Origin of the sequence: Sporosarcina sp. NPDC096371 (assembly GCF_044762865.1) — a bacterium.
In the GTDB taxonomy this organism is placed as follows: domain Bacteria; phylum Bacillota; class Bacilli; order Bacillales_A; family Planococcaceae; genus Sporosarcina.
In genome coordinates, this window is the sequence record NZ_JBIWFE010000004.1 from 152,563 (window position 1) to 177,277 (window position 24,715).

At 43.6% G+C, this 24,715-nt stretch carries 38 protein-coding genes and 5 tRNA genes; 3 read left to right on the top strand and 40 right to left on the bottom strand.

All coding sequences use genetic code 11. The annotated features are described in order from the left end of the window. Positions 1 to 176: 176 nt before the first annotated feature. The 5 genes from ACIQ0H_RS12235 to ACIQ0H_RS12255 form a co-directional block, all read right to left on the bottom strand. Positions 177 to 251: transfer RNA gene (locus tag ACIQ0H_RS12235), tRNA-Gln, on the bottom strand. 187 nt (positions 252 to 438) lie between these two features. Continuing rightward, positions 439 to 523: transfer RNA gene (locus tag ACIQ0H_RS12240), tRNA-Tyr, on the bottom strand. A 162-nt stretch (positions 524 to 685) separates the two neighbouring features. Next, a tRNA-Glu gene (locus ACIQ0H_RS12245) sits at positions 686 to 760 on the bottom strand. 18 nt (positions 761 to 778) lie between these two features. Then, positions 779 to 854: transfer RNA gene (locus ACIQ0H_RS12250), tRNA-Thr, on the bottom strand. A 4-nt stretch (positions 855 to 858) separates the two neighbouring features. Next, positions 859 to 933, bottom strand: a tRNA-Asn gene (locus ACIQ0H_RS12255). 211 nt (positions 934 to 1,144) lie between these two features. Between ACIQ0H_RS12255 and ACIQ0H_RS12260 the strand changes: the two genes are divergently transcribed. Then, positions 1,145 to 1,807, top strand: a complete 663-nt coding sequence (locus ACIQ0H_RS12260) for a polysaccharide deacetylase family protein (RefSeq protein WP_403414953.1) — start codon at positions 1,145 to 1,147, stop codon at positions 1,805 to 1,807. Between the two features lie 48 nt (positions 1,808 to 1,855). Here the strand turns inward: ACIQ0H_RS12260 and ACIQ0H_RS12265 are convergent, their stop codons facing one another. Further along, positions 1,856 to 2,536 carry a KinB-signaling pathway activation protein gene (locus ACIQ0H_RS12265; protein ID WP_403414956.1) on the bottom strand — a complete coding sequence of 227 codons (681 nt, stop codon included), beginning with the start codon at positions 2,534 to 2,536 and terminating at the stop codon, positions 1,856 to 1,858. 142 nt (positions 2,537 to 2,678) lie between these two features. On the opposite strand from ACIQ0H_RS12265, the gene gerD reads away from it, so the two are divergent. After that, positions 2,679 to 3,296 carry a spore germination lipoprotein GerD gene (gene gerD, locus ACIQ0H_RS12270; RefSeq protein ID WP_403414959.1) on the top strand — a complete coding sequence of 206 codons (618 nt, stop codon included), beginning with the start codon at positions 2,679 to 2,681 and terminating at the stop codon, positions 3,294 to 3,296. 22 nt (positions 3,297 to 3,318) lie between these two features. Here the strand turns inward: gerD and ACIQ0H_RS12275 are convergent, their stop codons facing one another. From ACIQ0H_RS12275 to ACIQ0H_RS12285, 3 genes are all read right to left on the bottom strand, one after another. Further along, on the bottom strand, positions 3,319 to 4,377 hold the full coding sequence (locus ACIQ0H_RS12275; RefSeq protein WP_403414961.1) for an Mrp/NBP35 family ATP-binding protein: 1,059 nt from the start codon (positions 4,375 to 4,377) through the stop codon (positions 3,319 to 3,321). A gap of 76 nt (positions 4,378 to 4,453) precedes the next feature. Beyond that, positions 4,454 to 5,167 carry an N-acetylmuramoyl-L-alanine amidase gene (locus tag ACIQ0H_RS12280; RefSeq protein ID WP_403414964.1) on the bottom strand — a complete coding sequence of 238 codons (714 nt, stop codon included), beginning with the start codon at positions 5,165 to 5,167 and terminating at the stop codon, positions 4,454 to 4,456. A 103-nt stretch (positions 5,168 to 5,270) separates the two neighbouring features. Further along, positions 5,271 to 5,567, bottom strand: coding sequence for a rhodanese-like domain-containing protein (locus ACIQ0H_RS12285; RefSeq protein ID WP_403415716.1), 297 nt, complete (start codon positions 5,565 to 5,567; stop codon positions 5,271 to 5,273). 141 nt (positions 5,568 to 5,708) lie between these two features. Here ACIQ0H_RS12285 and ACIQ0H_RS12290 point away from each other — a divergent pair, with 141 nt between their 5' ends. Next, positions 5,709 to 6,662 (top strand): substrate-binding domain-containing protein, encoded by a 954-nt coding sequence (locus ACIQ0H_RS12290; RefSeq protein ID WP_403414967.1) that lies wholly within the window; start codon positions 5,709 to 5,711, stop codon positions 6,660 to 6,662. Here the strand turns inward: ACIQ0H_RS12290 and ACIQ0H_RS12295 are convergent. From ACIQ0H_RS12295 to rpsC, 31 genes are all read right to left on the bottom strand, one after another. Next, positions 6,643 to 7,287 carry an ABC transporter ATP-binding protein gene (locus ACIQ0H_RS12295; protein ID WP_403414970.1) on the bottom strand — a complete coding sequence of 215 codons (645 nt, stop codon included), beginning with the start codon at positions 7,285 to 7,287 and terminating at the stop codon, positions 6,643 to 6,645. The two genes, ACIQ0H_RS12290 and ACIQ0H_RS12295, sit on opposite strands and share 20 nt — an antisense overlap. 13 nt (positions 7,288 to 7,300) lie before the next feature. Continuing rightward, positions 7,301 to 7,963: a molybdate ABC transporter permease subunit gene (gene modB / locus ACIQ0H_RS12300; protein WP_403415718.1), complete on the bottom strand. Its 663-nt coding sequence runs from the start codon at positions 7,961 to 7,963 to the stop codon at positions 7,301 to 7,303. A gap of 43 nt (positions 7,964 to 8,006) precedes the next feature. Beyond that, a complete protein-coding gene (modA, locus tag ACIQ0H_RS12305; protein ID WP_403415721.1) occupies positions 8,007 to 8,771 on the bottom strand; it encodes a molybdate ABC transporter substrate-binding protein in 765 nt (254 codons plus the stop codon). Positions 8,772 to 9,041: 270 nt separating this feature from the next. After that, positions 9,042 to 9,434, bottom strand: a complete 393-nt coding sequence (rpsI, locus tag ACIQ0H_RS12310; protein WP_318616116.1) for a 30S ribosomal protein S9 — start codon at positions 9,432 to 9,434, stop codon at positions 9,042 to 9,044. Positions 9,435 to 9,453: 19 nt separating this feature from the next. Beyond that, a complete protein-coding gene (gene rplM, locus ACIQ0H_RS12315; RefSeq protein WP_318616117.1) occupies positions 9,454 to 9,891 on the bottom strand; it encodes a 50S ribosomal protein L13 in 438 nt (145 codons plus the stop codon). A gap of 167 nt (positions 9,892 to 10,058) precedes the next feature. Further along, positions 10,059 to 10,805, bottom strand: a complete 747-nt coding sequence (gene truA / locus ACIQ0H_RS12320) for a tRNA pseudouridine(38-40) synthase TruA (protein ID WP_403414973.1) — start codon at positions 10,803 to 10,805, stop codon at positions 10,059 to 10,061. Positions 10,806 to 10,816: 11 nt separating this feature from the next. Further along, positions 10,817 to 11,614 carry an energy-coupling factor transporter transmembrane component T family protein gene (locus ACIQ0H_RS12325; RefSeq protein ID WP_403414976.1) on the bottom strand — a complete coding sequence of 266 codons (798 nt, stop codon included), beginning with the start codon at positions 11,612 to 11,614 and terminating at the stop codon, positions 10,817 to 10,819. After that, a complete protein-coding gene (locus tag ACIQ0H_RS12330; RefSeq protein WP_403414979.1) occupies positions 11,614 to 12,483 on the bottom strand; it encodes an energy-coupling factor ABC transporter ATP-binding protein in 870 nt (289 codons plus the stop codon). Before ACIQ0H_RS12330 ends, ACIQ0H_RS12325 begins: the two co-directional genes overlap by 1 nt. Further along, positions 12,459 to 13,304 carry an energy-coupling factor ABC transporter ATP-binding protein gene (locus ACIQ0H_RS12335; protein WP_403414981.1) on the bottom strand — a complete coding sequence of 282 codons (846 nt, stop codon included), beginning with the start codon at positions 13,302 to 13,304 and terminating at the stop codon, positions 12,459 to 12,461. The genes ACIQ0H_RS12330 and ACIQ0H_RS12335 overlap by 25 nt, the downstream gene beginning before the upstream one ends. Before the next feature lie 630 nt (positions 13,305 to 13,934). Further along, the gene (gene rplQ, locus ACIQ0H_RS12340; RefSeq protein WP_203247895.1) at positions 13,935 to 14,315 is read right to left on the bottom strand and encodes a 50S ribosomal protein L17; all 381 of its coding nucleotides are present in this window, start codon (positions 14,313 to 14,315) and stop codon (positions 13,935 to 13,937) included. A gap of 33 nt (positions 14,316 to 14,348) precedes the next feature. After that, the gene (locus ACIQ0H_RS12345) at positions 14,349 to 15,293 is read right to left on the bottom strand and encodes a DNA-directed RNA polymerase subunit alpha (RefSeq protein ID WP_403414985.1); all 945 of its coding nucleotides are present in this window, start codon (positions 15,291 to 15,293) and stop codon (positions 14,349 to 14,351) included. Positions 15,294 to 15,427: 134 nt separating this feature from the next. Next, entirely contained in the window at positions 15,428 to 15,817 is a 390-nt protein-coding gene (rpsK, locus tag ACIQ0H_RS12350; protein ID WP_318616124.1) for a 30S ribosomal protein S11, read from the bottom strand. A 25-nt stretch (positions 15,818 to 15,842) separates the two neighbouring features. After that, positions 15,843 to 16,208, bottom strand: coding sequence for a 30S ribosomal protein S13 (gene rpsM, locus ACIQ0H_RS12355; protein WP_340736153.1), 366 nt, complete (start codon positions 16,206 to 16,208; stop codon positions 15,843 to 15,845). A gap of 24 nt (positions 16,209 to 16,232) precedes the next feature. Further along, positions 16,233 to 16,346 carry a 50S ribosomal protein L36 gene (rpmJ, locus tag ACIQ0H_RS12360; RefSeq protein ID WP_076758849.1) on the bottom strand — a complete coding sequence of 38 codons (114 nt, stop codon included), beginning with the start codon at positions 16,344 to 16,346 and terminating at the stop codon, positions 16,233 to 16,235. Positions 16,347 to 16,384: 38 nt separating this feature from the next. After that, the gene (gene infA, locus ACIQ0H_RS12365) at positions 16,385 to 16,603 is read right to left on the bottom strand and encodes a translation initiation factor IF-1 (protein ID WP_060203457.1); all 219 of its coding nucleotides are present in this window, start codon (positions 16,601 to 16,603) and stop codon (positions 16,385 to 16,387) included. A 425-nt stretch (positions 16,604 to 17,028) separates the two neighbouring features. Continuing rightward, a complete protein-coding gene (locus ACIQ0H_RS12370; RefSeq protein WP_403414992.1) occupies positions 17,029 to 17,682 on the bottom strand; it encodes an adenylate kinase in 654 nt (217 codons plus the stop codon). 56 nt (positions 17,683 to 17,738) lie between these two features. Beyond that, entirely contained in the window at positions 17,739 to 19,031 is a 1,293-nt protein-coding gene (secY, locus tag ACIQ0H_RS12375) for a preprotein translocase subunit SecY (RefSeq protein ID WP_403414994.1), read from the bottom strand. Next, on the bottom strand, positions 19,031 to 19,471 hold the full coding sequence (gene rplO, locus ACIQ0H_RS12380; protein WP_403414997.1) for a 50S ribosomal protein L15: 441 nt from the start codon (positions 19,469 to 19,471) through the stop codon (positions 19,031 to 19,033). The genes secY and rplO overlap by 1 nt, the downstream gene beginning before the upstream one ends. 33 nt (positions 19,472 to 19,504) lie before the next feature. Then, positions 19,505 to 19,687: a 50S ribosomal protein L30 gene (gene rpmD, locus ACIQ0H_RS12385; RefSeq protein ID WP_403415000.1), complete on the bottom strand. Its 183-nt coding sequence runs from the start codon at positions 19,685 to 19,687 to the stop codon at positions 19,505 to 19,507. Between the two features lie 13 nt (positions 19,688 to 19,700). Continuing rightward, positions 19,701 to 20,201, bottom strand: a complete 501-nt coding sequence (gene rpsE / locus ACIQ0H_RS12390) for a 30S ribosomal protein S5 (RefSeq protein ID WP_403415002.1) — start codon at positions 20,199 to 20,201, stop codon at positions 19,701 to 19,703. 22 nt (positions 20,202 to 20,223) lie between these two features. Further along, a complete protein-coding gene (rplR, locus tag ACIQ0H_RS12395; protein WP_403415005.1) occupies positions 20,224 to 20,586 on the bottom strand; it encodes a 50S ribosomal protein L18 in 363 nt (120 codons plus the stop codon). Positions 20,587 to 20,620: 34 nt separating this feature from the next. After that, positions 20,621 to 21,160 (bottom strand): 50S ribosomal protein L6, encoded by a 540-nt coding sequence (rplF, locus tag ACIQ0H_RS12400; RefSeq protein ID WP_403415007.1) that lies wholly within the window; start codon positions 21,158 to 21,160, stop codon positions 20,621 to 20,623. 30 nt (positions 21,161 to 21,190) lie between these two features. Next, complete coding sequence (gene rpsH, locus ACIQ0H_RS12405; RefSeq protein WP_203247885.1) at positions 21,191 to 21,589, bottom strand: 30S ribosomal protein S8; 399 nt, start codon at positions 21,587 to 21,589, stop codon at positions 21,191 to 21,193. A gap of 30 nt (positions 21,590 to 21,619) precedes the next feature. Beyond that, the gene (locus ACIQ0H_RS12410) at positions 21,620 to 21,805 is read right to left on the bottom strand and encodes a type Z 30S ribosomal protein S14 (RefSeq protein WP_203247884.1); all 186 of its coding nucleotides are present in this window, start codon (positions 21,803 to 21,805) and stop codon (positions 21,620 to 21,622) included. Positions 21,806 to 21,824: 19 nt separating this feature from the next. Next, on the bottom strand, positions 21,825 to 22,364 hold the full coding sequence (rplE, locus tag ACIQ0H_RS12415; RefSeq protein WP_403415010.1) for a 50S ribosomal protein L5: 540 nt from the start codon (positions 22,362 to 22,364) through the stop codon (positions 21,825 to 21,827). Positions 22,365 to 22,390: 26 nt separating this feature from the next. Continuing rightward, the gene (rplX, locus tag ACIQ0H_RS12420; protein ID WP_403415013.1) at positions 22,391 to 22,702 is read right to left on the bottom strand and encodes a 50S ribosomal protein L24; all 312 of its coding nucleotides are present in this window, start codon (positions 22,700 to 22,702) and stop codon (positions 22,391 to 22,393) included. Positions 22,703 to 22,737: 35 nt separating this feature from the next. Continuing rightward, entirely contained in the window at positions 22,738 to 23,106 is a 369-nt protein-coding gene (rplN, locus tag ACIQ0H_RS12425) for a 50S ribosomal protein L14 (protein WP_067204773.1), read from the bottom strand. A 39-nt stretch (positions 23,107 to 23,145) separates the two neighbouring features. Continuing rightward, on the bottom strand, positions 23,146 to 23,409 hold the full coding sequence (gene rpsQ / locus ACIQ0H_RS12430) for a 30S ribosomal protein S17 (RefSeq protein WP_318616135.1): 264 nt from the start codon (positions 23,407 to 23,409) through the stop codon (positions 23,146 to 23,148). A gap of 17 nt (positions 23,410 to 23,426) precedes the next feature. Next, on the bottom strand, positions 23,427 to 23,627 hold the full coding sequence (gene rpmC, locus ACIQ0H_RS12435) for a 50S ribosomal protein L29 (RefSeq protein WP_025783856.1): 201 nt from the start codon (positions 23,625 to 23,627) through the stop codon (positions 23,427 to 23,429). Next, positions 23,617 to 24,051 carry a 50S ribosomal protein L16 gene (rplP, locus tag ACIQ0H_RS12440; RefSeq protein ID WP_403415017.1) on the bottom strand — a complete coding sequence of 145 codons (435 nt, stop codon included), beginning with the start codon at positions 24,049 to 24,051 and terminating at the stop codon, positions 23,617 to 23,619. The genes rpmC and rplP overlap by 11 nt, the downstream gene beginning before the upstream one ends. Position 24,052: 1 nt before the next feature. Next, entirely contained in the window at positions 24,053 to 24,712 is a 660-nt protein-coding gene (gene rpsC / locus ACIQ0H_RS12445; RefSeq protein ID WP_403415018.1) for a 30S ribosomal protein S3, read from the bottom strand. Positions 24,713 to 24,715: the final 3 nt, after the last annotated feature.

The following is a 24,715-nucleotide window of genomic DNA, read 5'->3' on the forward strand; positions in this document are numbered from 1 at the left end:
ATTACATAATAAAGTAAAGTTCCACCTTTTTTTACTAGTGTACTACAATATACCTATCTATACCCTATCTAAAAGCTTATAAAAGATATAAAAAAACCCAATTCATTTTGAAAAGGGTTTCAGTCGAACTTATTGTAAACAACATGGTTAGGTAAAGGTAAAACTAAAACAGAAAATGGCTGGGGTAGCTGGATTCGAACCAACGAATGACGGAGTCAAAGTCCGTTGCCTTACCGCTTGGCTATACCCCAAGGTTAAAGTTATGGATAACTATTTTCAACACTGCGTATCGAAAAAGTTTTGATTAGCGGCGCATTACTGCGACATCTTCATTCACTCAGTCGTTTCCTTGTTCTGCTTGCTTCTCCTAAATTTAATAGGATCCGCATAAGTTTCAGATAATTATTTTTAATGTTGCATGTAAGGTTTAAAGATAAATGGTGGTGGGGGACGGATTCGAACCGCCGAACCCTGAGGGAGCGGATTTACAGTCCGCCGCGTTTAGCCACTTCGCTACCCCACCAGGTTAAAATTGTGATAAGCTTCGCATTACTGCGTCAGCTTCATTCGCTCAGTCAGTCACGTACCTGAGTACGCTCCTTCCTTCTCTCAATTGCTTCCTTGTTCTACTCGCTTCTCCCAATTTTAACGGGATAGTAGATAGGAATTAATACTGTTCAAAAAATGGTGACCCCTACGGGATTCGAACCCGTGTTACCGCCGTGAAAGGGCGGTGTCTTAACCGCTTGACCAAGGGGCCATTCTAAAAAACCTGCTCTGGAGCTTCCAACCGGATTCGAACCGGTGACCTCTTCCTTACCATGGAAGCACTCTACCTACTGAGCTATGGAAGCAAGATGGCTCCGCAGGTAGGACTCGAACCTACGACCGATCGGTTAACAGCCGATTGCTCTACCACTGAGCTACTGCGGAATAATAAAAGGTAAACTACTTTGAATAAGTTTCATTCGGTGTGCATGTCCTTCATGACAAATATCATTATAACAAATGTAAATTATTTTTCAAGGCTTTTTTTAAAAATAATTTATTTCCCGACAGCAACTTTTTCATATTAGCATATCATTGGCATATCCGTCAACAGTCTTTCATAAATTACAATAGATTGTGTACAAGGAGGATTGCAATGCGTCTCAAATACCCCATTATCATCACTGCTTGCCTCGGACTGTTCTTGCTTCTTCCTTCATTACCCGAACAGATGTCACTCACTAGCGTCTTCCGTGTGACAGAAGAGCCTGCTGTCATTGTTCGCGGTACAAGTGGTTCGGCATTGACCGTCAACATTTCATTCGGAGACGTCGAAGTGGAACAGTGGATCCAGGAATTGAGCAAACCCTATCCACTCTTATTTCTAGACATGGACTGGGTGGAACGATTCCCTGCAACAGTGAAACTTATCACTGAAAAAAATATTCCAGTCGGTCTGCTCGGTGTTCAAGGCGACGCCTATGAACAAAATACATCCCTGTTCCCCAGTCAACTTGAGCGATTTGAAACTGTTTTCGGGATGAAGCCGCTATGGTTTCGCACGATTGACGAAGTATTCCCCAGTTCCTTACATACAATGCTTTGGAAAGCGGAAGTCAATGCCCTTGGCTCTTCTATCGTTTGGCGGGGCGGGGCATCCCCACCTGTCTCGGAAGGAGAAATTATTTCCATTCCTCACCACCGCGATGATCGTATCGTCTTCAGCCAATTACAAAAGTTGTATAAGGATCGAACATTTACCACAGTCGAGGAAATGCTGTTCAACACCACCGTGAAAGTAAAAAAGATACCTGAATAAAGTCAAAAACCGCACCGTCGCCATTCATGGCAATTGGTGCGGTTTTTTTTATTTTGCTTTGGCAGGCTTTGCAACAGCTTTACGCGCTTTTCTGCGTTCTTCTAGTTTCACCTTATCTTCATCGGATTGCTTGTTATACTTTGGAAGCAGTAACAATTGATAAGCATTCACCGCAAGTAACGGGAATAACAAAATCGTCACCCACGAATCAATATTGCCCGAACGTACCATCAATGCTGGTAGCCATTCAAGCGTTGTAATCACAATCATGAAAAACAATGCTGAGATCAGTGTATGTTTCTTGGTCCATTTCGCCTTAAAATAGGCGGTAATAGCGGACACACCGATAAGTGATGCCAGTAATGCAAGATACAATAACGTCCGACCCGTATCGCCGGAAGTCAAGCGGAACCTGAAGAAAATAAGGTCAAACAAAACGATTGCTATGATTAAAAGCTGAACCCAGTTCCATAATGTCAATGTCTTAAACATATTGACGCCAAATTGATGGACCGTTAAATAAGCAAAAAAGCCCATTTGAGCGACAACACTCATCGTGAATCCAAGGAACACCATCCATAGCAAGGCACCTATGAATTGCCATATTTCACCATCAGCTAAGTATTGCGAAAAGAATTCCCAACGGACAATCAATCCCATCACCGCTGTTACAATTCCCCCGATTAGTAACGCATTAAAAAAAAACTTTACCCAATTTCGTATTGTCACGACAATGATCCTCCGTTTTTTGTGCTTCCATTAGTGTAACAACGTTTCGACAAAAAATCTATTTACTTACACGTTCCATGCATATTCCGCGTTATTTTGTGAACAATAAATGAAAATGCTTATGGAAGGGAATATGATTTCCATGAAAAAAAAGTGTTTTCATTTATTGTTACTTGTCCTTCTGTTAACCGGATGTGCGGCACAGCAGTCCAGTCCAACTTACGACGAACTAAAGAAGATGGTGACCGACGCACTGCAGACGGAGGATGGAAAAAAAGCCGTCAAACAAATGTTAGCGGATCCAGAATTTAAAGAACTTCTTATTTTGGATCAACCTGAAGTAAAAAAGTCCATCGAAGACACATTATTATCAAAGAAAGGAGAAGACTTCTGGAAAAAGACGTTTGAAGATCCAAAGTTCACGGAAAAAGTGGCAAAAAGCATGAAAGAACAACAGCAAGAAATTATGAAGTTGCTGATGGATGATTCTTCTTTCCAAAAAGAGTTGGAGGAGTTTTTTAGTCAGCCTGATATGCAAAAACAACTAGAAACCGTTATGCAATCAGCGAACATGAAAAAACATCTTGAAAAAGTTGTGGAGGAAACGATCAGTAGTCCCCTTTTGCAGCCGAAATGGCAGGAGCTGATTTTGAAAGCCGGTGAAGTGAAACCGGTCGATAGCAGCGGAGGCGAAAGTAAGCAAGGTGGGGGCGAAGAAAAGCCTTCAAGCGGAGGTAAAGGAGGCGGAGAAGGCAAATAGCCCTCTCCGCTTTTCCCCGTTCTTATTTCGCAGTTTTGTTAATAACGTTTTCTGCAATACCTGCGTAAATTCGACCGATCGGATGGTTATCTGCATAAACAGAAGGTGAAAAGTCTTCTGCATTCCAGTCGGGTTGCCCGAGTGGAATCTGTCCAAGTAGCTCTGTACGAAGCTCTTCCGCTAGTTTCACGCCACCGCCTTGACCGAAGACGAATTCACGTTCACCTGACGTTTTTGATTCGAACCAAGACATGTTTTCAATCACACCAAGCAGTTCATGGTCCGTCTGAAGCGCCATTGCCCCTGCACGTGCTGCGACGAATGCAGCTGTAGGATGCGGCGTCGTCACAACGATTTCCTTCGACATCGGGATCATCTGATGGATATCAAGCGCAACGTCTCCCGTACCAGGTGGTAGGTCGAGTAGAAGGTAATCTAGTTCGCCCCACTCCACATCACGGAAGAATTGGTCAAGTGCTTTCCCAAGCATCGGTCCACGCCACACGACCGGCGCATTATCTTCAACGAAGAAGCCCATCGAGATAACCTTTACACCTAGACGTTCAACTGGAATAATCCGGTTATCGCGAACCACCGGTAATTCAGTCACGCCCATCATATCCGGCACACTAAACCCATAAATATCCGCATCGATTAACCCTACTTTTTTACCAAGACGCGCAAGCGCTACTGCAAGGTTAACCGACACAGTTGATTTACCGACTCCGCCTTTACCAGACGCAATGGAAATAAACTCAACATTGCTCAGTGGAGATAAGATATCTTGTGCCTCTGCTTCCGTTGCAGTCCCACGGAATTGTTCAAGGACTTCTTTCGATAATTCCTCAAAACGGATACCGACAGAATCAGCGCCGGCGCCTTTTAAAAGCTCGACTACTTTCGTCTGTAATGGCATTTGTTCCGCCGTATTGACCTTTGCAATCGCCACTTTCACACTCACATGATTCTTCTCCGGCTTGATGGATACTTCGGTAATTCCCTTCGTTTCTTCAAGGGTTTTATGTAAAAACGGATCCTTCAACTGACCTAACAATTCACGTACTGTTTGCTCGTTTATCAATGTCGACACTCCTTGGAGGTATATTCATTCGCCCCCAAGTATACCATAACCCCTTGTAAGCAAAGCCCGTTAATGCTCACTTCTCTTCTGATACATGAAAGTCAATAATTCCTTCCAAAATAGCATCGGCCACCTTTTTTTGATAAGCAGAATCCGTTAAAAGTTCGCGTTCATCTGGATTCGATAGAAAACCCGTTTCAACCAGCACAGATGGCATCGGAACTTTCTTTAATAGATAGACACCCTTGATAGCCATTGCTACACGTTCCGTGTTCTGCAAATTCCCCCTGAAAGACTCCTGTATCGACTCTGCAAGTAACTTTCCATCCGCATTGCCTTCCGGATGATAAAACACTTGTGATCCACGCCACTTTTCTTGTGGTATTGCGTTGACATGCACACTGATGAACATATCCGGATTTTCTTCAATTGCAATACTTTCTCTTAACTTTAAATCGGCCATCTTCCGTTCACGTGTTGTTCTAAACGTTTGATCAGGTGCATGCTCCGCCAGTGCGTCACCATCTTTCAGTCTTGTCATAATGACGGTTGCGCCTTTCTTTTCAAGCCGCTTCTTCAACTCATGTGCAATGCTCAACGTAATATCACGTTCTACAATTTCCCCCGAAGAAGCCCCACCATCCAGTCCACCATGACCAGGATCCACAACAATTTTCACACCACCAAGCTCTTCTGGCATGAAAAAGTTCCGATCCGATGCCTTTACACCATAGAGGACGACTCCGAGCGAACACACCAAAAGTAAACCAATAACAAACCACCGTTTCATATAGACACCGCCTTTTTCCTTCACTATACGCAGCGATTCACACAGTTATGTCCCATTTTTGACAAGAAAAAAAGAACCTCGAAAGGTCCTTCTCATATACTCGTTATTCAGTTGCGCCTGCCCATTCCAGCATGCCGCCCACCATATTCGTGACATCATAGCCTTCCGCGTCCATAAACGCCGAGGCACGGCCGCTACGCCCTCCTGAGCGACAGATCATAATATAGGGCTTCTCTTTATCTAACTCGTCTAGACGCTCCGGTATTTCCCCTAAAGGAATATGGATGGCACCCGGGATCATACCTTGTGCTACTTCATCTGACTCACGTACGTCAATCAAATTGAGTTGCTCCCCTTGTTCCAATAATAGCTGTAATTCAGTCGTCGTCATTTCTTTCATCATCCAACGCCTCCAAACTTTTTTTCATCTTTACTTTACCATAGCCTCCTTCTTTCTACGACAAAACGATACCTATTAGGCGATACCTATACGCTTTGCTATACTAACAAGACAAGACTTTTGAAGGTGGTTGGATTAGACATGAAAGATACTACTTCCTATACAACTGAAGAAATCGCCAATATTTTAAAGGTATCCAAATTGACGGTCTATGATTTGATCAAAAAAGGCAGCTTACCTTCTTATCGTGTGGGCCGACAAATACGAGTCGATGCCCATGACTTAGAAGCTTATAAAGTCCAAGCCAAAGGTGGTACTCCCCCTCCAAAGTCAGAAGCACAAGTCACAACCATTCAGTCAGATGGCACTAAACCTGCATCCACTTCTACTAGACAAATGATTATTAGTGGGCAGGACATTAGCTTAGATATTTTAGCCAATCATATCGAAAAAAACTCAACGACTATCCGCCCCCTTCGCTCCTATACCGGTAGCTTGAACAGCTTAGTCGCCATGTATCAAGGGAAGGCAGACGTCGTAAGTACACACTTATACGACGGGGACACCGGCGCCTATAACCTCCCCTACATCCGAAGAATTTTAGTTGGGCATTCTTACATCGTCATCAATCTTCTATCACGATGGGAAGGCTTTTACGTCGCAAAAGGCAACCCCAAAAACATTCACACATGGGCTGACTTTAAAACATCCGGCATTACAATGGCGAACCGAGAAAAAGGGTCTGGCGCAAGGGTTTTGATCGATGAACAGTTACGATTATTAGGAATTTCACCCTATGAGGTCAATGGCTTTGACGTAGAAGAATCAAGTCATATCGGTGTGGCAAGCAAGGTAGTCAGCGGTCAAGCTGATGTAGGCGTGGGAATTGAAAAAGCCGCCCGTCTTGTCGACGTCGACTTTATCCCCATTATGAAAGAGCATTATGATTTAGTCATTATGAAGACACCAGAAAATACAGCATTCATCGAACTACTGCAAAGTATTGTGCAATCAGACTCTTTCCAAAGCGAGCTTGAAGCCATTGGCGGCTACGACTTATCTCGAACGGGGCAAGTTATTTACGAGACACCTTAATATCACGTATCATCCCGCGTTCTAGAAAAAGAATAGTATCACCTAGTTTTTCTGCTTCATCAGTATCATGCGTCACGATGATGAATGGGATTTTCCAAATTTCATGGAGCCTTAGGAGCTCATCCTGACACTCGATACGCGTTTCCCGGTCTAGGGCAGATAACGGCTCATCCAATAGCAAAACGGAAGGTTCTGTCGCCAACGCACGCGCCAAGGCGACCCGTTGCTTTTCCCCGCCAGAAATCTGGTGGGGATATTTTTTGACCAAATGCCCAATCCCGAGAACACTAATCAATTGATCACTTCGCGAAAGAGCCATTTTATCTTTAACGCCATAGCTTATATTTTTCTCCACCGTCATATGCGGAAATAGCGCATAATCTTGAAATAAGTACCCGACATTTCTTTTCTGCGGCGTAAGAGATTGACCCTTCCCTTGAAAATACACTTGCTCGTTCAACATAACCGAACCTTCGTCTGGATCTTCGAGTCCCGCAATGACATTCAAAATCGTTGTTTTTCCTGATCCCGAGGGCCCCACTAGGACGACGATTTCATCCTCCACCTTCATATGAATATCCATTGAAAAATGTGCCAACGCTTTCTTAATGTGAACATCCAACATTTTAAACACCTACTTATGTATGCCCATTTTTATATCTTTGCATATTTCTCCTACTCCACCAATTCAGCCACATAATCGTACTAAAGCCGAGGGCCACGATAATCACTACCCAAAAAGTAGCTTTCTCCATTTGACCAGATTCAACCGCAAAGTAGATGGCCATCGGAATCGTATCCGTCTTACCAGGAATATAACCCGCCAACATCAATGTGGCACCAAACTCACCGAGCCCACGTGCAAACGACAGCACCAATCCAGCAAGAAGACCCGGCCAAGCGAGCGGAAAGGTTATCGTTCTAAACATCTTCCACTCTGAAGCACCCATCGTCCGCGCCGCATTTTCCAATCGAACGTCCAAACTGGCAAATGCCGCACTGGCACTTTGATACATCAATGGAAAAGACACAACGACCGACGCAATAACCGCACCAATCCACGTAAACACAATCTGAAAATCAAACCATTCCAATAGCCAACTACCAATCCACCCGTTTTTACCAAAGAGAATCAGCAAACCGAAACCAACAACCGTCGGCGGTAACACTAATGGCAATAAAAATAATGATTCAATCACACTTTTTCCAAAAAATTGTTTCCGGGAGAATAAATGCGCAAAAAACACACCAACAATAAAAACAATCACAGTAGAAATACCCGCTATTTTTAGCGATAACATCAAAGGCGTGTAATCAGTTGCATGCACGAGTATACCTCCCTACTTACTTGAAGCCATATTTCTTCAAAACTTCTTTTCCCTCTTTGCTTGTTAGGTACTCCATAAACAATTTGGCTTCTTCTGGGTTTTTCGTATCCGCAATGATTGCTCCAGGATAGACGATGGGTTCATGCCACTCTGCATTAGCTGTCGCTACTACTTTTACTTGATCCGATATTTTGGCATCACTTGCATAAACAACACCGAGATCCGCATTGCCCATTTCCACATGCGTCAACACTTGGCGCACATCCGAACCTAACACCATCTTCCCCTGCAACGACTCCCACAATCCAATATGATCCAAGACTTCTTTTGTATAACGTCCAACCGGAACACTCTCAGGCTCTCCAATCGCAAAATGCGCAATTGTCGCGGGATCAATATCCTCGAATGATTCCACAGTAGATGTCTCATCCTTATTTGTTATCAACACCAATTCATTCTCTGTTAAATTGACACGCGTTTCATTTAATAATAACTCGCCAGCTTCTAACGTATCCATATCTTTTTTACTGGCAGATAAAAATACATCTGCAGGCGCTCCATTCTCAATCTGTTGCACCAATTTACCTGAGCTTCCAGGGTTGATTGTCAATGTAATGTTGTCATGTTCGCTTTCAAAAGAAGCCTTCATATCTGTTAATGCATCGGTCAAACTTGCAGCCGCCGATATCATCAATTCGACATCTCCATCTGACTTACTAGCTGAACATCCCGCTAACATCAACAATACACATAGACAGCCTAAACAAAACACCTTTTTTATATTCAACTAAAAAACCCCCTTCTTCAATCAGTATATATCGTTACTTATAACTAGATATAACTCGTTGTAACCAATTATAAGTAACAATACTACTGAGGTCAATGCGTATGTGGATAACTTCTGCTTCCGGTCCCCTTACCCACAATGTTAATAACCTTTAGATGAAACCGCGATGTGTCCACATAATTCTCCACACAATGAACATGACAATAATTCGATAAAATAAAAAAACCCTTTTCCACGAATGGAAAAGAGTTTTGATTTGAAATATTAACGTTTTGAGAACTGTGGTGCACGACGTGCGCCTTTAAGACCTGGTTTTTTACGCTCTTTCATTCTTGCATCACGCGTAAGTAGTCCAGCTGATTTAAGCGTTGGACGGAAATCAGGATCTACGTTTAGAAGTGCACGAGCAACGCCGTGACGGATTGCGCCTGCTTGTCCTGTGTATCCGCCACCGTGGACGTTTACAAGGATATCGTAGCTTCCAAGAGTTTCTGTAGCAACTAATGGTTGCTTAATGATTTCACGAAGTGTTTCGAATGGTACGTAGTCTTCTGCGTCGCGGTTGTTGATGATGATTTGACCATCTCCAGGAACCAAACGAACACGAGCTACTGAACTTTTACGACGGCCAGTGCCGAGATATTGTACTTGTGCCAAAGGTGTTTCCTCCTCTTAATTATCCGCGAAGCTCGTATGCTTCCGGTTTTTGTGCTGCGTGCGGATGTTCCGCTCCAGCGTATACGTTAAGTTTCTTGAATGTTTGACGACCTAGAGGACCTTTTGGAAGCATTCCTTTGATAGCCAATTCAAGCATTTTTGTAGGGTAGTTCGTGCGCATTTCTAGCGCTGTACGTGTTTTAAGGCTACCAGTGTAACCTGAGTGACGGTGATACAATTTGTCTTTCAATTTGTTACCTGTTAGTTCGATCTTTTCAGCATTGATGATGATCACGTGATCACCTGTGTCAACGTGTGGTGTGAACGTTGGTTTATGTTTGCCGCGCAAAAGTGATGCAACTTCAGAAGCAAGACGACCAAGCGTCTGTCCTTCAGCGTCGACAACGAGCCATTTACGCTCTACTTCGTGACCTTTAGCCATGAATGTTGTACGCATGTTTTTATCCTCCTAAATGAATATCATTAGTTCCGTTTTCTCTATCCCTAAACACAAGTTAACCTTCCGGGGCTTATTTGTGGGGTTATTGAAATACCAGTACCCATCTTATACCGAATCCCACAATAAGTCAAGTCACTTCCTGAAAAACACCAGGAAAAGTTGCCCTAGTCCCCGTAGGTCACACTTTCCAAGTACAAACCGTGTGCCGGCGCGGTTTTGCCAGCCTCATTACGATCGCGTAACTCCAAAATTCGCTTGACATCATCCGGACTATTCCATCCTCTACCGACCGCCAGCAACATGCCCGCAATGGTTCGCACCATATTATACAGGAATCCATCGCCCTCAATTGTCATGACGAGATAGTCCCCTTTTTTTTCGCAAGTCAACTTTCTGACTGTCCGTACCTTATTGGATGTGGCAGTTTTAGCTGAACAATAACTCGTAAAATCATGTTCGCCAATCAAATGACGTGCCGCTTCCTGCATACGTTCCACATCCGGTCGTAAGCTACCGAGATGGACTGAAAAATTTCGATCGAAAGGACTGTGCACTTCACTATAAGACCATCTGTAGCTATACGTTTTCCCCTTCGCCGAATAGCGCGCATGGAAATCCTCATCGACATATTCAACATCAACAATTCTTATATCCGTAGGCAATAAAACATTTAACGCCCTCTGCCAACGATCCAGCGGAAGCCCTAGCGAAGTATCAAAATGAATGACCTGTCCATTGGCATGAACGCCAGCATCCGTCCGCCCGCTCGCGACAGAGTGCACGGGTATCGCTTTATGAATCTTCACCAACGCCTTATCGATTTCCGATTGTACGGTACGCATACCCGGCTGAGACTGATAGCCCGCAAAGTTTGTCCCATCATAAGATACAATTGCTTTTACGCGTGTCATTTACATTTCCCCTAACTTCTCACCAACAAAAGGACTGCGACGAGAACAACGAACAAGATCATAACCAACGTATCGCGCCAATGCCACTTCAATTGGCGGTACCTCGTTCTTCCCTCACCGCCACGATACCCACGAACCTCCATGGCTACTGCAAGGTCCTCAGCACGCTTAAACGCACTGACGAACAAAGGAACAAGCAGTGGAATTACCGCTTGAATACGTTGTTTAATGGTGCCCGTACTAATATCCGATCCCCTTGCCAACTGCGCTTTCAATATTTTATCCGTTTCATCCATCAATGTAGGGATGAAGCGCAAAGAAATCGACATCATCAACGCCAACTCATGAACGGGTAATTTAAAACGCTTGAATGGACCTAGTAAATCCTCCAACCCATCCGTGATTGAAATCGGAGATGTTGTCAACGTTAGAACAGACGTCATTAACACAAGAACCAGAAAACGAATGGAGATGAAAATCCCTTGTCGCAATCCTTCTTCATAGATTTTAATGACCTTCCAATCGAGCAACAATGCACCCTCTTTCGTGAAAAAGATATGCATCAGAAACGTGAAAATAATCAAGAACAGAATTGGCTTCAATCCGTTCATCAAGAAATACAAACGAATCCGCGAACTGAAAATGACCAGCAATGTAAAGCCTAATAGCAGCCCATACGTCAACGCATTATTCGCTAAAAATACAGCAACGATGAACAAGAAAACAAAAGACAGCTTCGAACGTGGATCTAACTTATGAACAAACGAAGTCCCTGGAATGAAGCGACCGAAAATCATTTTCTCTAACATTAACGGCCACCCTCTTCCTGTGTAGCTTGTACAATTGCCTGCGCAAGCTGCTCTTCCGTCAATGCTAAAGTTTGTAAAGGACACCCAATCATCTTCTCAACATCGCGTTGGAACTTTACAGAACGTGGTAAATCCAGTCTGAATGACTTCAGGCGTTCTTCATCCCCAAACACTTCCTGCGGTGTTCCAGACAGTACAGAACGTCCATCATGCATGACAATAATATTATCCGCGTAACGGGCCGCATCCTCCATGCTATGCGTCACAAGGATCATCGTGAGTTTCTCTTCCACATGAAGACGATGGAATAGCTCCATAATTTCTTGGCGTCCCCGTGGATCCAATCCCGCAGTCGGTTCATCTAGCACCAACACAGATGGCTTAAATGCTAACACTCCTGCAATCGCAACACGGCGCATCTGTCCACCCGACAAATCGAAAGGCGATTTCTGAGCAACCTCTGGCGGCAGCCCCAGCAATTCAATCAATTCATGGGCTCGTCTCCGTGCCTCTTCTTCCGACACACCAAAGTTCATAGGACCAAACATAATATCTTTCTCTACAGTTTCTTCAAACAACTGGTGCTCTGGAAATTGAAAGACAATCCCAACATGCTTCCGGACGTCTTTTAATCCCTTCGCCTTCGTGCCAGCAGAAATCTTTGTTTCCCCAATCTGCACAACACCTTCCGACGGCTTGAGCAATCCATTCAAATGCATCAATAGCGTTGATTTTCCCGAACCCGTATGCCCGATAATTGCCGAATAAGAACCGGAACGGATTGTGGCATCCACAGCTTGCAATGCCCTCTTCTCAAAAGGTGTATCTTTTCCATACAAATAGCCTACTTGCTGAAGTGAGATGTCCATAATTCATTCACCAACTCTTCTTCCGTCATATGCTCACCGTTTAGTTGCATTCCACTTTTACGTAACAAGCCAGATACTTTCATAGCAAACGGCAAGTCTAACCCAATCGCTTCCAGTTCATCCCCACGCGCAAATATTTGCTCAGGAGTCCCCACCGTTAGCACTTTCCCTTTATTCATCACAATCACTCGATCGGCCAATAACGTCTCTTCTAAATCATGTGTAATGGAGACAACTGTAAGTCCAGTTTTGCGTTTCAATTCCTCAACAACACGAATCACTTCATCACGCCCTTGTGGATCTAGCATAGAAGTTGCCTCATCCATAATCAACAGCCTTGGATGAAGTGCAAGTGCCCCTGCAATCGCCACGCGTTGTTTCTGTCCGCCTGATAGATGGTGCGGCTCATGATTGAGGAAATCTCCCATATTTACTTGCGCAAGTGAGTCTTGGACTCGAATCGTCATTTCCTCAAACGGTATGCCGTTATTCTCTAACGCAAATGCTACATCATCCTGCACGGTTGAACCCACAAACTGATTATCTGGGTTTTGAAAAACAATCCCCATTTGAGAACGAATGTCCCAAATATTATCCTCGGTTAACTTTTCGATAAACACATTGACGTTCCCTTCATTAGGAAATAACAGTCCAATCATCAATTTCGCAAGTGTCGACTTGCCTGAACCGTTATGACCAACAATCGCAATCCACTCACCATCTTGCACCGTGAACGACACGTCATCGATTGCCCTCTTGACTTCCCCATCCTCGGTTGGATAAGAATAGCTGACATGATCCATCGACAAGATTTCCTTCATCGCCTACCACCTCCGGCCACATTTTTATCAATTACGCCTCGGCATGATTGCGTTCGGATTTTGAATTGTGCTTGAGGTCTGCACGGGGGAAGGATTGAACTGCATCCTTCCTTGCAGATCATGCAGTGAAGAGGGATGTATTTCAATCCCTCTTTGTTGCGACAGGAGGTCGCGCACTTAGACTGCCTACCTTAAACTCATTTCAAAATCCGTAACATCCGCCAAAGGCTTCTATCTTTTTTCAGCGGGCGTTTAAACATCCACTGAACCGGAAACAAAATCGCATACAACCCCAACCTATAAAGGTGGAGTATTCCGCTGAAAAAAGATAAATATGTATATTACGAAGGATCCCTTGCAACGTGCCAAGGAATCCTCTTCAATCATGTAAAACATTTAATTTTGAATAAAAAAAAGCGCGCACCTCATCCGAAGAAATGCGCTCATATCTATGACAGATGCCAGGTGCTCAATCCGGCACCGCGGATGAGGTGCGTAGAGCTAGACCAGACGATAGTAAGTATCGCGGATCATAACACTCAGCTTTTAAAGTTGTCGTATAAATCCTTACAATGTATTGAAAAAGGGTATGCCTGGCTTACGCACAGCCACACCCTATCCATTAACTAATTAAACGAGTTCGATTACGACGACAGGTGCACCGTCACCGCGACGAGGTCCCATTTTCATGATACGTGTGTATCCACCTTGACGCTCAGCGTAGCGTGGAGCAACATTATCAAAAAGTTTTTGGATGGCAAAGATTTCTGTCTCCTTGCCTTCTTCGTCCGTTACTGAAACGAGTTCACGACGGATGAATTGTGCAACTTGACGACGTGCGTGCAAGTCTCCACGTTTTCCAAGAGTAATCATTTTTTCAACTACAGAACGCAATTCTTTCGCGCGAGCTTCAGTTGTTTGAATACGCTCATGTACGATAAGGTCTGTCGCTAGGTCGCGAAGCATCGCTTTACGTTGTGAACTTGTACGTCCAAGTTTTCTGTATCCCATTAGAAGTTTCCCTCCTTCAATCTATAAAATTGCTCAATCTTCTAAGCGTAACTCTAGGTTAAGCTCGTCCAATTTCGCCTTCACTTCTTCAAGTGATTTGCGGCCGAGATTTCGCACTTTCATCATTTCGTCTTCAGACTTGCTAGCAAGTTCAAGAACGGTATTGATACCTGCACGTTTCAGGCAGTTGTAAGATCTAACAGAAAGGTCGAGTTCCTCAATAGTCATCTCAAGTACTTTCTCTTTTTGATCTTCCTCTTTTTCCACCATGATTTCAGCAGTTTGTGCTTCGTCAGTCATGCCAACAAATATATTTAAATGCTCAGTAAGAATTTTTGCTCCTAGTGCAACAGCTTCTTTCGGACCGATACTACCATCTGTCCAAACATCTAGTGTCAACTTATCGAAGTTAGTCATTTGACCAACACGAGTGTTTTCCACTTGAAAGTTAACGCGTGAAACTGGAGTGTAAATAGAGTCGATCGGAATAACGCCAATTGCGAGATCCTCACGTTTGTTCTGATCAGAAGGCGCATAACCTCGACCACGTACAGCATACATACGCATGCGTAAATGTCCGTTCTTACCAAGTGTTGCGATAGGCAGATCAGGGTTCAATACTTCTACGTCACTATCATGTGTAATGTCCGCAGCAGTAATTACGCCTTCACCTTTCACATCTATCTCAATCACTTTCTCTTCGTCTGAATAGACTTTGAGAGCTAGTTTCTTCACGTTCAAAATAATTGTTGCGACGTCTTCGACGACACCTTCAATTGTAGAGAACTCATGAAGTACACCATCGATTTGAATAGATGTTACAGCAGCCCCAGGCAATGAGCTTAGAAGGATGCGACGTAGGGAATTCCCCAACGTGTTTCCATATCCACGCTCAAGTGGTTCGATAATAAACTTACCAAACTTGGAATTATCGCTGATCATAACTGTTTCAATCTTCGGTTTCTCAATTTCGATCATTTTATTTACCCTCCTTCAAACGTCGAATGTATAGGCCGTTCCATATTGAAATCGATTTTCACAGACGGCAATTTGCAATCGCACAATCATTTTTGACAAAAATTGTGTTTCTCAATCAAATGGAGAACAAGCCATTATACACGACGGCGTTTTGGCGGGCGGCATCCGTTATGTGGAACCGGTGTAACGTCTCTGATTGCAGTAACTTCAAGACCAGCAGCTTGTAGTGAACGAATTGCTGCTTCACGTCCAGCACCTGGACCTTTAACAGTAACTTCCAACGTTTTCAAGCCGTGCTCCATAGCAGTTTTCGCAGCAGTTTCTGCAGCCATTTGTGCAGCAAACGGAGTCGATTTACGGGAACCTCTAAAGCCTAGTGCACCAGCACTTGACCAAGATAGTGCATTCCCTTGCATGTCAGTAATTGTAACGATTGTATTGTTAAACGTCGAACGGATATGTGCAATACCGGATTCGATATTCTTTTTCACGCGACGTTTACGAGTTTGTTGTTTACGTGCCATGTTAAGAAGATACCTCCTTTACCTATTATTTTTTCTTGTTTGCAACTGTCCGCTTAGGACCTTTACGAGTACGTGCGTTGTTTTTTGTGTTTTGACCGCGAACGGGCAATCCACGACGGTGACGGATACCACGGAAGCTACCGATTTCCATCAAACGTTTGATGTTAAGGGAAGTTTCACGACGAAGGTCCCCTTCAACTTTCAATCCGTCAATTTGCTCACGGATTTTGTCAAGTTCAGCATCAGTAAGATCGCGTACGCGTGCTTCTTCAGATACTCCAGCTGCAGCCAAAACTTTTTGAGCAGTTGTTTTTCCGATTCCGAAAATGTAAGTTAATGATATTACAACGCGCTTATCGCGCGGAACGTCTACACCAGCAATACGTGCCATATAGATTGTGCACCTCCTTCTGAATTAGCCTTGTCTTTGTTTATGTTTCGGATTTTCACAAATTACCATTACCCGGCCGCGTCTGCGAATAACTTTACATTTTTCACAGATCGGTTTTACAGATGGTCTTACTTTCATCTTACCCAACCTCCTTCAATATTCCGGAGTGCAAAAGTTTATTTAAAACGGTATGTGATACGACCACGTGTTAAATCATAAGGCGAAAGTTCCATTGTCACTTTGTCGCCAGGCAGGATGCGGATAAAGTGCATACGGATTTTGCCAGAAACATGCGCAAGAATCGTATGGCCGTTTTCCAGCTCTACTTTGAACATCGCGTTTGGCAACGTTTCGACTACGGTTCCTTCAACTTCAATTACATCGTCTTTCGCCATCAATCCTGTCTCCCTTCTATATCCAATAAAGGTTCTCACCATCTAGCGGCATCAGTCGCCATTAAAGCTTCCTTCAACATATGTCTGGATTGCATGAGTGATGTTCGAAAGACGTCTGTCACATCTCGTTTCCCTTAAGTCAGTCCCCGACCTCTTGTTGTGGAAAATCGCGTCGGAATGGACACGACTGTCCAGATTGCCGTGGATGAGTTCCTAGTTGCGTTATACAGCTCTTTTCACAAAAATGATTATACCTACTTTAGTAAGAAAATGCATTCATTATGAACCAGAACTTTAAGCCCACAGAACTCCGACTAGTTCCAATACCGGGCATCATTTACTTTTGCAGCTCGTTGAGATACTTTTTCTCTCCGTACATATCATTATGACCAAAATTGACCAAGAATATCCAGTTTGGAAAAAGCTTACTGTCCGCTTTTTTGAAGAAGAGCGTCCAGATCTTTAAAAACATCACTGATGTTCTGTTGTCCATCAATGTTTGCCAACACACCTTTGGCTTCGTAAAACGCCAATAGTGGTGCCGTTTGGTTCATATTTACTTCCAGACGGTTTGTTACAGTTTCGGGATTGTCATCCGCTCGCTGATAAAGTTCGCCACCGTCCTTATCACATTTGCCTTCAACCTTTGGCGGGTTGAACTGAAGGTGATAAGATGATCCACAAACTTTACAGATGCGTCGGCCAGTAAGCCGTGCGACAAGTTCTTCCTTCTCAACTTGGATATTGAGAACATGCTCAATCTTCCGACCCATATCGGCCAGTAGTCCGTCAAGCGCTTCCGCTTGTGGAACCGTACGAGGGAAACCATCAAGTAGGAAACCTTTTTCGCAATCGGATTTGCTCAATCGTTCACGTACAATGCCAATTGTAACTTCATCAGGTACAAGAGCGCCTTGATCCATGAACGATTTCGCTTTGACTCCAAGTTCCGTGCCTTCTTGAATGGCAGCGCGGAACATATCGCCTGTAGAAATATGAGGGGTTTCGTACTTTTCGACAATTCCGTCTGCCTGAGTTCCTTTACCGGCCCCTGGCAGACCCATTAATACGATATTCATACGTCTTGCCCTCCCATTTTCAGATCCGAGTTACAGAGAATTTTTCTTTATAACTCTTATTTCATGAATCCTTTATAATGCCTTTTCACAAGTTGTGATTCAAGCTGTTTCATCGTTTCAAGGGCAACCCCGACAACGATGATTAGACTTGTTCCTCCAATTTGCGCAGACTGTGGAAGGTTTGCGAAACTGATGAAGAATATCGGCATCATTGACACTACTGACAGGAAAATTGCCCCGACAAATGTCAATCGATATAAAGTTTTCGTTAAATAGCTTTGTGTATTTTGTCCAGGACGGATGCCCGGGATATATGCACCTTGCTTCTTAAGATTATCCGCAATATTCTCCGGATTCACTTGAATGAACGCATAGAAGTATGTGAACGCGACGATTAATGCGATATAGAATACCATACCAACTGGTTTTGTATAATCAAAAACAGTCATAATCGTTGTTGTTACACTATTCGTTCCAAAGAAAGCAGCTATTGATTGTGGTGTCATGAAAAATGCTGACGCAAAGATTACCGGGATAACCCCTGCAGCATTAAGTTTCAATGGTAGATGTGTCTGTTGTCCAGCAGCCGTTTGGCTACGTCCTGAGACACGCTTCGCATATTGGATTGGAATTTTCCGTAGTGCTTCTTGGAAATAGATAATTCCAACAGTTATTGCAATGACCACTAGGAGTAACAAGGCCATCATCGCAAGTCTAATGAACAATGCGTCGCCTGCATCCTGGATCTGAGTTGCGTAAAGTTGGTTGACTGCATTTGGTATCGCTGCGACAATTCCGGCGAAGATAATGATGGAAATACCATTCCCAACACCTTTTGCCGTAATTTGTTCACCGAGCCATAGAAGAAATGCAGTTCCTGCCGTCAATACGATCGCAATGACCACATATGTCGAAACACCCTGGCTAGTTATCAGCGTACCGTCGTACATCCGGTTGAAACCGAATGACATAGCAAACGCTTGGATAAATGCTAGGACTATTGTGAAATACCTTGTGAACTGAGCAAGTTTCCGTCTTCCAACATCGCCTTGTTTCGCCCATTCAGAAAATTTCGGAACAACATCCATCTGCAGTAATTGCACGATAATGGATGCCGTAATGTATGGCATAATCCCCATCGTTAAGATTGAGAAGTTGGCAAGGGCACCCCCGCCAAAGACATTCATTAAGCCAATAAGATTATTATCAGATTGTTGAAGCGCAGTTGCATCAACATTTGGGACTGGTATAAATGTACCTAGCCTGTAGACAATCAGTACAAGTAATGTGTAAAAGATTTTAGACCTTATATCTCTAACGCGCATAAAGTTGGAGATTGTCTGAAACATTAAACCACCTCTGTCTGTCCGCCCGCTTTCTCGATCGCTTCTTTAGCAGATGCAGAGAATTTGTGAGCTTTTACTGTAATCTTTTTATCAAGAGTTCCGTTTCCAAGAATCTTAATTCCTGACTTAGCGTTGCTCACGATGCCTGATTCAATTAGTAGCTCAGGAGTTACTTCTGTTCCCGCATCGAAACGATTAAGTGTTTCAAGGTTTACGATTGCATATTCCTTACGGTTAATGTTCGTAAATCCACGTTTAGGTAGACGTTGGAAAAGTGGAATTTGACCACCCTCGAATCCAAGACGTACACCACCGCCTGAACGTGAGTTTTGACCATCATGACCTCTACCTGAAGTTTTACCGTGGCCTGAACCCGTACCGCGTCCAACACGTTTACGTTTTCTACGAGCACCTTCAGCTGGTTTCATATCGTGTAATTTCATTTTATTGGCACCTCCTTATTCAAAAAATCAAAATTATTGTTCCTTGACTGTAACCAGGTGGTCCACTTTGTTGATCATGCCGCGAATTGCAACATTATCTTGGTGTTCTACCGTTTGGTTCAATTTACGTAGTCCAAGCGCTTCAACTGTTTTACGTTGTGCCGGCTTTGAACCGATTACGCTTTTTGTAAGGGTGATTTCAAGTTTGTTCGCCATTGTGTTTCCCCCCTTAACCTAACAGTTCTTCTACGGATTTGCCGCGCAATTTAGCTACTTCTTCAGCGCGTTTCAAATTCGTCAATCCTTCGATTGTAGCACGAACCATGTTGATTGGAGTGCTTGAACCTAGGGATTTAGAAAGAATATCCGTGATACCAGCAAGTTCTAGTACCGCACGGACAGGTCCACCAGCGATAACTCCAGTACCAGGTGATGCAGGTTTGATAAGAATTTTCCCTGCACCAAAGTGTCCAAGTACTTGGTGTGGAGTCGTTCCTTTGACCATTGGTACAACGATCAAATTCTTCTTGGCATCTTCGATGGCTTTACGGATCGCATCTGGCACTTCTTGTGCTTTACCAGTACCGAAACCTACACGGCCATTTTTATCTCCGACAACGACGAGAGCTGTAAAACGGAAACGACGTCCACCTTTTACAACCTTCGCTACGCGGTTAATCGTAACTACGCGTTCTTCGAATTCACTTTGTTTCTGATCATTACGACGCATGAAATGTGTCCCTCCTTCTTAATTAAAATTCCAGACCGTTTTCACGTGCTGCGTCCGCAAGAGCCTTCACACGGCCGTGAAATAGGTAACCGCCACGGTCGAAAACAACCGCCTTGACGTCCTTTTCAACAGCTTTCTTCGCGATCAACTCGCCGACTTTAGCCGCTGCAGCAGTATCTGCTTTGGAGTCAGAACCGAAGTCTTTGTCCATTGTAGAAGCACTTGCAATCGTTACGCCAGTTACATCATCGATCAATTGTGCATACATATGCTTGTTTGAACGGAAAACGTTTAGACGTGGACGAGCTGCAGTTCCGCTAATTTTCGTACGTACACGTACATGACGCTTTTTACGAGTAGCGTTTTTATCTTGTTTCGTGATCATCGTGGTCACTCCTTTCGGGATGCCTTAAGCGGCATTATTTACCTGTTTTACCTTCTTTACGACGTACAACTTCGCCTTCGTAGCGAATACCTTTGCCTTTATACGGCTCTGGTGGGCGTACTTGACGTACGTTTGATGCAAGAGCACCTACGCGTTCTTTGTTGATACCGCGTACGATGATCTTCGTGTTTGAAGGAACTTCAACTACAATTCCTTCTTCCGGTGTAAATTCAACCGGATGTGAGTAACCAACGTTCAATACAAGTTTTGTACCTTGAAGTGATGCACGGTAACCTACCCCAACAAGTTCAAGTGTTTTTTCAAAACCTTTTGAAACGCCCACTACCATATTATCGATCAATGAACGAGTCGTTCCATGAATAGAACGGTGTTCTTTTGATTCAGAAGGACGGATTACTGTAATCACGTTACCTTCTTGCTCGATTTTAAGATCCGTGTTAAATGTGTTTGTAAGTTCGCCTTTTGGTCCTTTAACTGTAACGAAGTTACCATCAGCGATGGTTACTGTTACGTCAGCAGGTACCTCAATCGGCTTTTTGCCAATACGGGACATTCAATTGCACCTCCATTCATTTGTTACGAATTACCAGACGTAAGCTACTACTTCTCCGCCTACTTGTTTAGCACGTGCTTCCTTATCTGTAAGGACACCGTGTGATGTTGAAACGAGGGCGATGCCAAGACCATTCAAAACTTTAGGCACTTCGTTTGTTTTTGCGTAAACACGAAGACCAGGTTTTGAAATACGTTTAAGACCTGTGATAACACGCTCGTTGTTTTGACCATATTTAAGGAAAATGCGGATAATACCTTGTTTGCTATCCTCTACGAATTCAACTTCGCGAACGAAACCTTCACGTTTCAAGATTTCAGCAATTTCTTTTTTCATGTTTGAAGCAGGTACTTCAAGCTTCTCGTGACGAACCATGTTCGCGTTACGGATGCGAGTAAGCATATCTGCGATCGGATCACTCATTGTCATTCCATTTACCTCCTTCCCAAATTGTGGGGTTTACCAGCTGGCTTTTTTGACGCCTGGAATTTGTCCCTTGTACGCTAGTTCGCGGAAACAAATACGGCAAAGCTTGAATTTACGATATACAGAATGCGGACGACCACAACGCTCGCAGCGTGTGTATGCCTGCACTGGGTGCTTTGGTGTACGTTGTTGTTTTGCGATCATTGATTTTTTAGCCACGTTTACGCCTCCCTCTTATTTACTTTTGGAACGGCATGCCGAACTGCGTTAGTAACTCACGTGCTTCTTCATCGGAGTTTGCAGTTGTAACGATGACGATATCCATACCGCGTATTTTAGAAACTTTATCGTAGTCGATTTCTGGGAAAATAAGTTGCTCTTTAACGCCAAGCGTATAGTTTCCGCGACCATCGAATGCTTTCTTTGATACACCACGGAAGTCACGTACACGAGGTAACGAAACCGAGATTAGCTTATCAAGGAACTCATACATACGCTCACCGCGTAGTGTAACTTTTGTTCCGATAGGCATACCTTCACGGAGACGGAATCCCGCGATTGATTTCTTCGCTTTTGTGATGACCGGTTTTTGACCAGCGATAATTGTTAAATCTTCCACTGCCGCATCTAGTGCTTTCGTGTTTTGAACAGCATCACCAACACCCATGTTGATTACGATTTTGTCCACTTTTGGTACTTGCATTACAGAAGTGTATTCAAACTTGCTCATAAGAGCAGGAGTGATATCACTTTTAAACTTTTCTTTTAGACGGCTCATCTGTTGGACCTCCTTTCATCCGTTACTTATTTGTCCAGTTTTTCCCCGGATTTTTTAGCAACACGAACTTTTTTGCCATTTTCAATCGTATAACCTACGCGAGATGGCTCGCCTGTCTTAGGATCGATTACCATGACGTTTGATACGTGAATCGCTGCCTCTTGTGAAATGATTCCACCTTGAGGATTTTCTTGATTAGGTTTCGTATGTTTCTTAACGATGTTAATACCTTCAACAAGTACGCGATCTTTTTTAGGGTAAGCAACTAGGATCACACCTGTTTTACCTTTGTCTTTACCTGTGATCACCATAACTTTATCGCCTTTTTTTACATGCATTCTGTCGCACCTCCTTGATTGGCACTGTCGTGTGATTAAAGTACTTCTGGAGCTAGTGAAATGATTTTCATGAAGTTACTGTCGCGTAGTTCGCGAGCAACTGGTCCGAAAATACGTGTTCCACGTGGGCTCTTATCGTCGCGGATGATAACACACGCGTTTTCATCAAACGTAATGTATGAACCATCTTTACGACGTACACCGCTCTTCGTACGAACGATAACAGCTTTTACAACTTCACCTTTTTTAACAACGCCACCTGGTGTTGCTTTTTTTACCGTAACCACGACTACATCACCGATGTTAGCTACTTTACGGCCTGAACCACCTAAAACCTTAATTGTAAGTACTTCACGTGCGCCTGAGTTGTCAGCGACTTTCATACGACTTTCCTGTTGAATCATTGAGGCTACCTCCTCCCGGATTTATATCTCCGAACGTTATTAGATAATGACCGCTTTTTCGACGATTTCAAGAACGCGGAAACGTTTTGTTGCTGATAATGGACGAGTTTCCATAATGCGAACAACATCACCGATTTTCGCTTCATTTAATTCATCATGGGCCTTGAATTTCTTAGAATACTTTACACGTTTACCGTATAAACCATGTTTCTTTTGTGTTTCGATCATTACAGTAACTGTTTTATCCATTTTGTCGGATACTACACGGCCTGTATACACTTTGCGCTGGTTACGCTCAGTCATGGCTGCAACCTCCTTCATCAGTTATTTGCACTGATTTCTCTTTGACGTATTACAGTTTTCATGCGCGCAATCGATTTACGTACTTCACGGATGCGTGCTGTGTTTTCTAATTGACCTGTCGCTAACTGGAAGCGTAGGTTGAAAAGCTCTTCTTTCAGTGATTTCACCTTTTGCTCAATCTCTGCAGTTGTTAAGTCACGGATTTCATTAGCTTTCATTAGATTCACCACCAATTTCTTCACGTTTTACAAACTTACACTTAATAGGAAGCTTGTGAGATGCGAGGCGAAGAGCTTCACGTGCAACTTCTTCTGACACACCTGCGATTTCAAACATTACTCTGCCAGGTTTAACAACTGCTACCCAGCCTTCTACAGCACCTTTACCGGAACCCATCCGGACTTCAAGAGGCTTTTTCGTATATGATTTATGCGGGAATATGTTGATCCATACTTTACCGCCACGTTTCATATAACGTGTCATCGAAATACGTGCTGATTCGATTTGACGGTTTGTGATCCATGCAGATTCCATAGCTTGGATACCGAACTCACCGAACTGTACCGTTGCTCCGCCTTTAGTAGCTCCGCGCATTTTACCACGGAATACTCGACGATATTTAACGCGTTTAGGCATTAACATATTAGTTGCCTCCTTCCTCAGAGTTCTTCTTCTTCACTGGAAGGACTTCTCCACGGTAAATCCATACTTTAACGCCAAGCTTACCATAAGTTGTGTCAGCTTCTGCGTGTGCATAATCAATGTCTGCACGTAATGTATGGAGAGGGACAGTACCTTCACTGTAATGTTCCGCACGAGCGATGTCAGCACCGCCAAGACGTCCGGAAACTTGTGTTTTAATTCCTTTAGCGCCAGAACGCATTGTGCGTTGAATCGCTTGTTTCTGTGCACGACGGAATGATACACGGCCTTCTAGTTGACGTGCAATTGATTCTGCGACTAATTTCGCATCAAGGTCTGCACGCTTGATTTCGATGATGTTGATGTGAACACGCTTGCCTGAGATATCGTTAAGTTGTTTACGAAGTACTTCTACTTCGGAACCACCTTTACCGATTACCATACCAGGTTTCGCAGTGTGAATAGTAACGTTAACACGTTTTGCAGCACGTTCGATTTCCACTTTGGAAACAGATGCATCTACAAGACGTTTTTCAATGAATGAACGGATTTTTAAATCTTCGTGTAGTAGAGTCGCATAGTCTTTTTCAGCATACCATTTTGACTCCCAATCACGGATGATACCAACCCGTAAACCGTTAGGATGTACTTTTTGACCCACGAA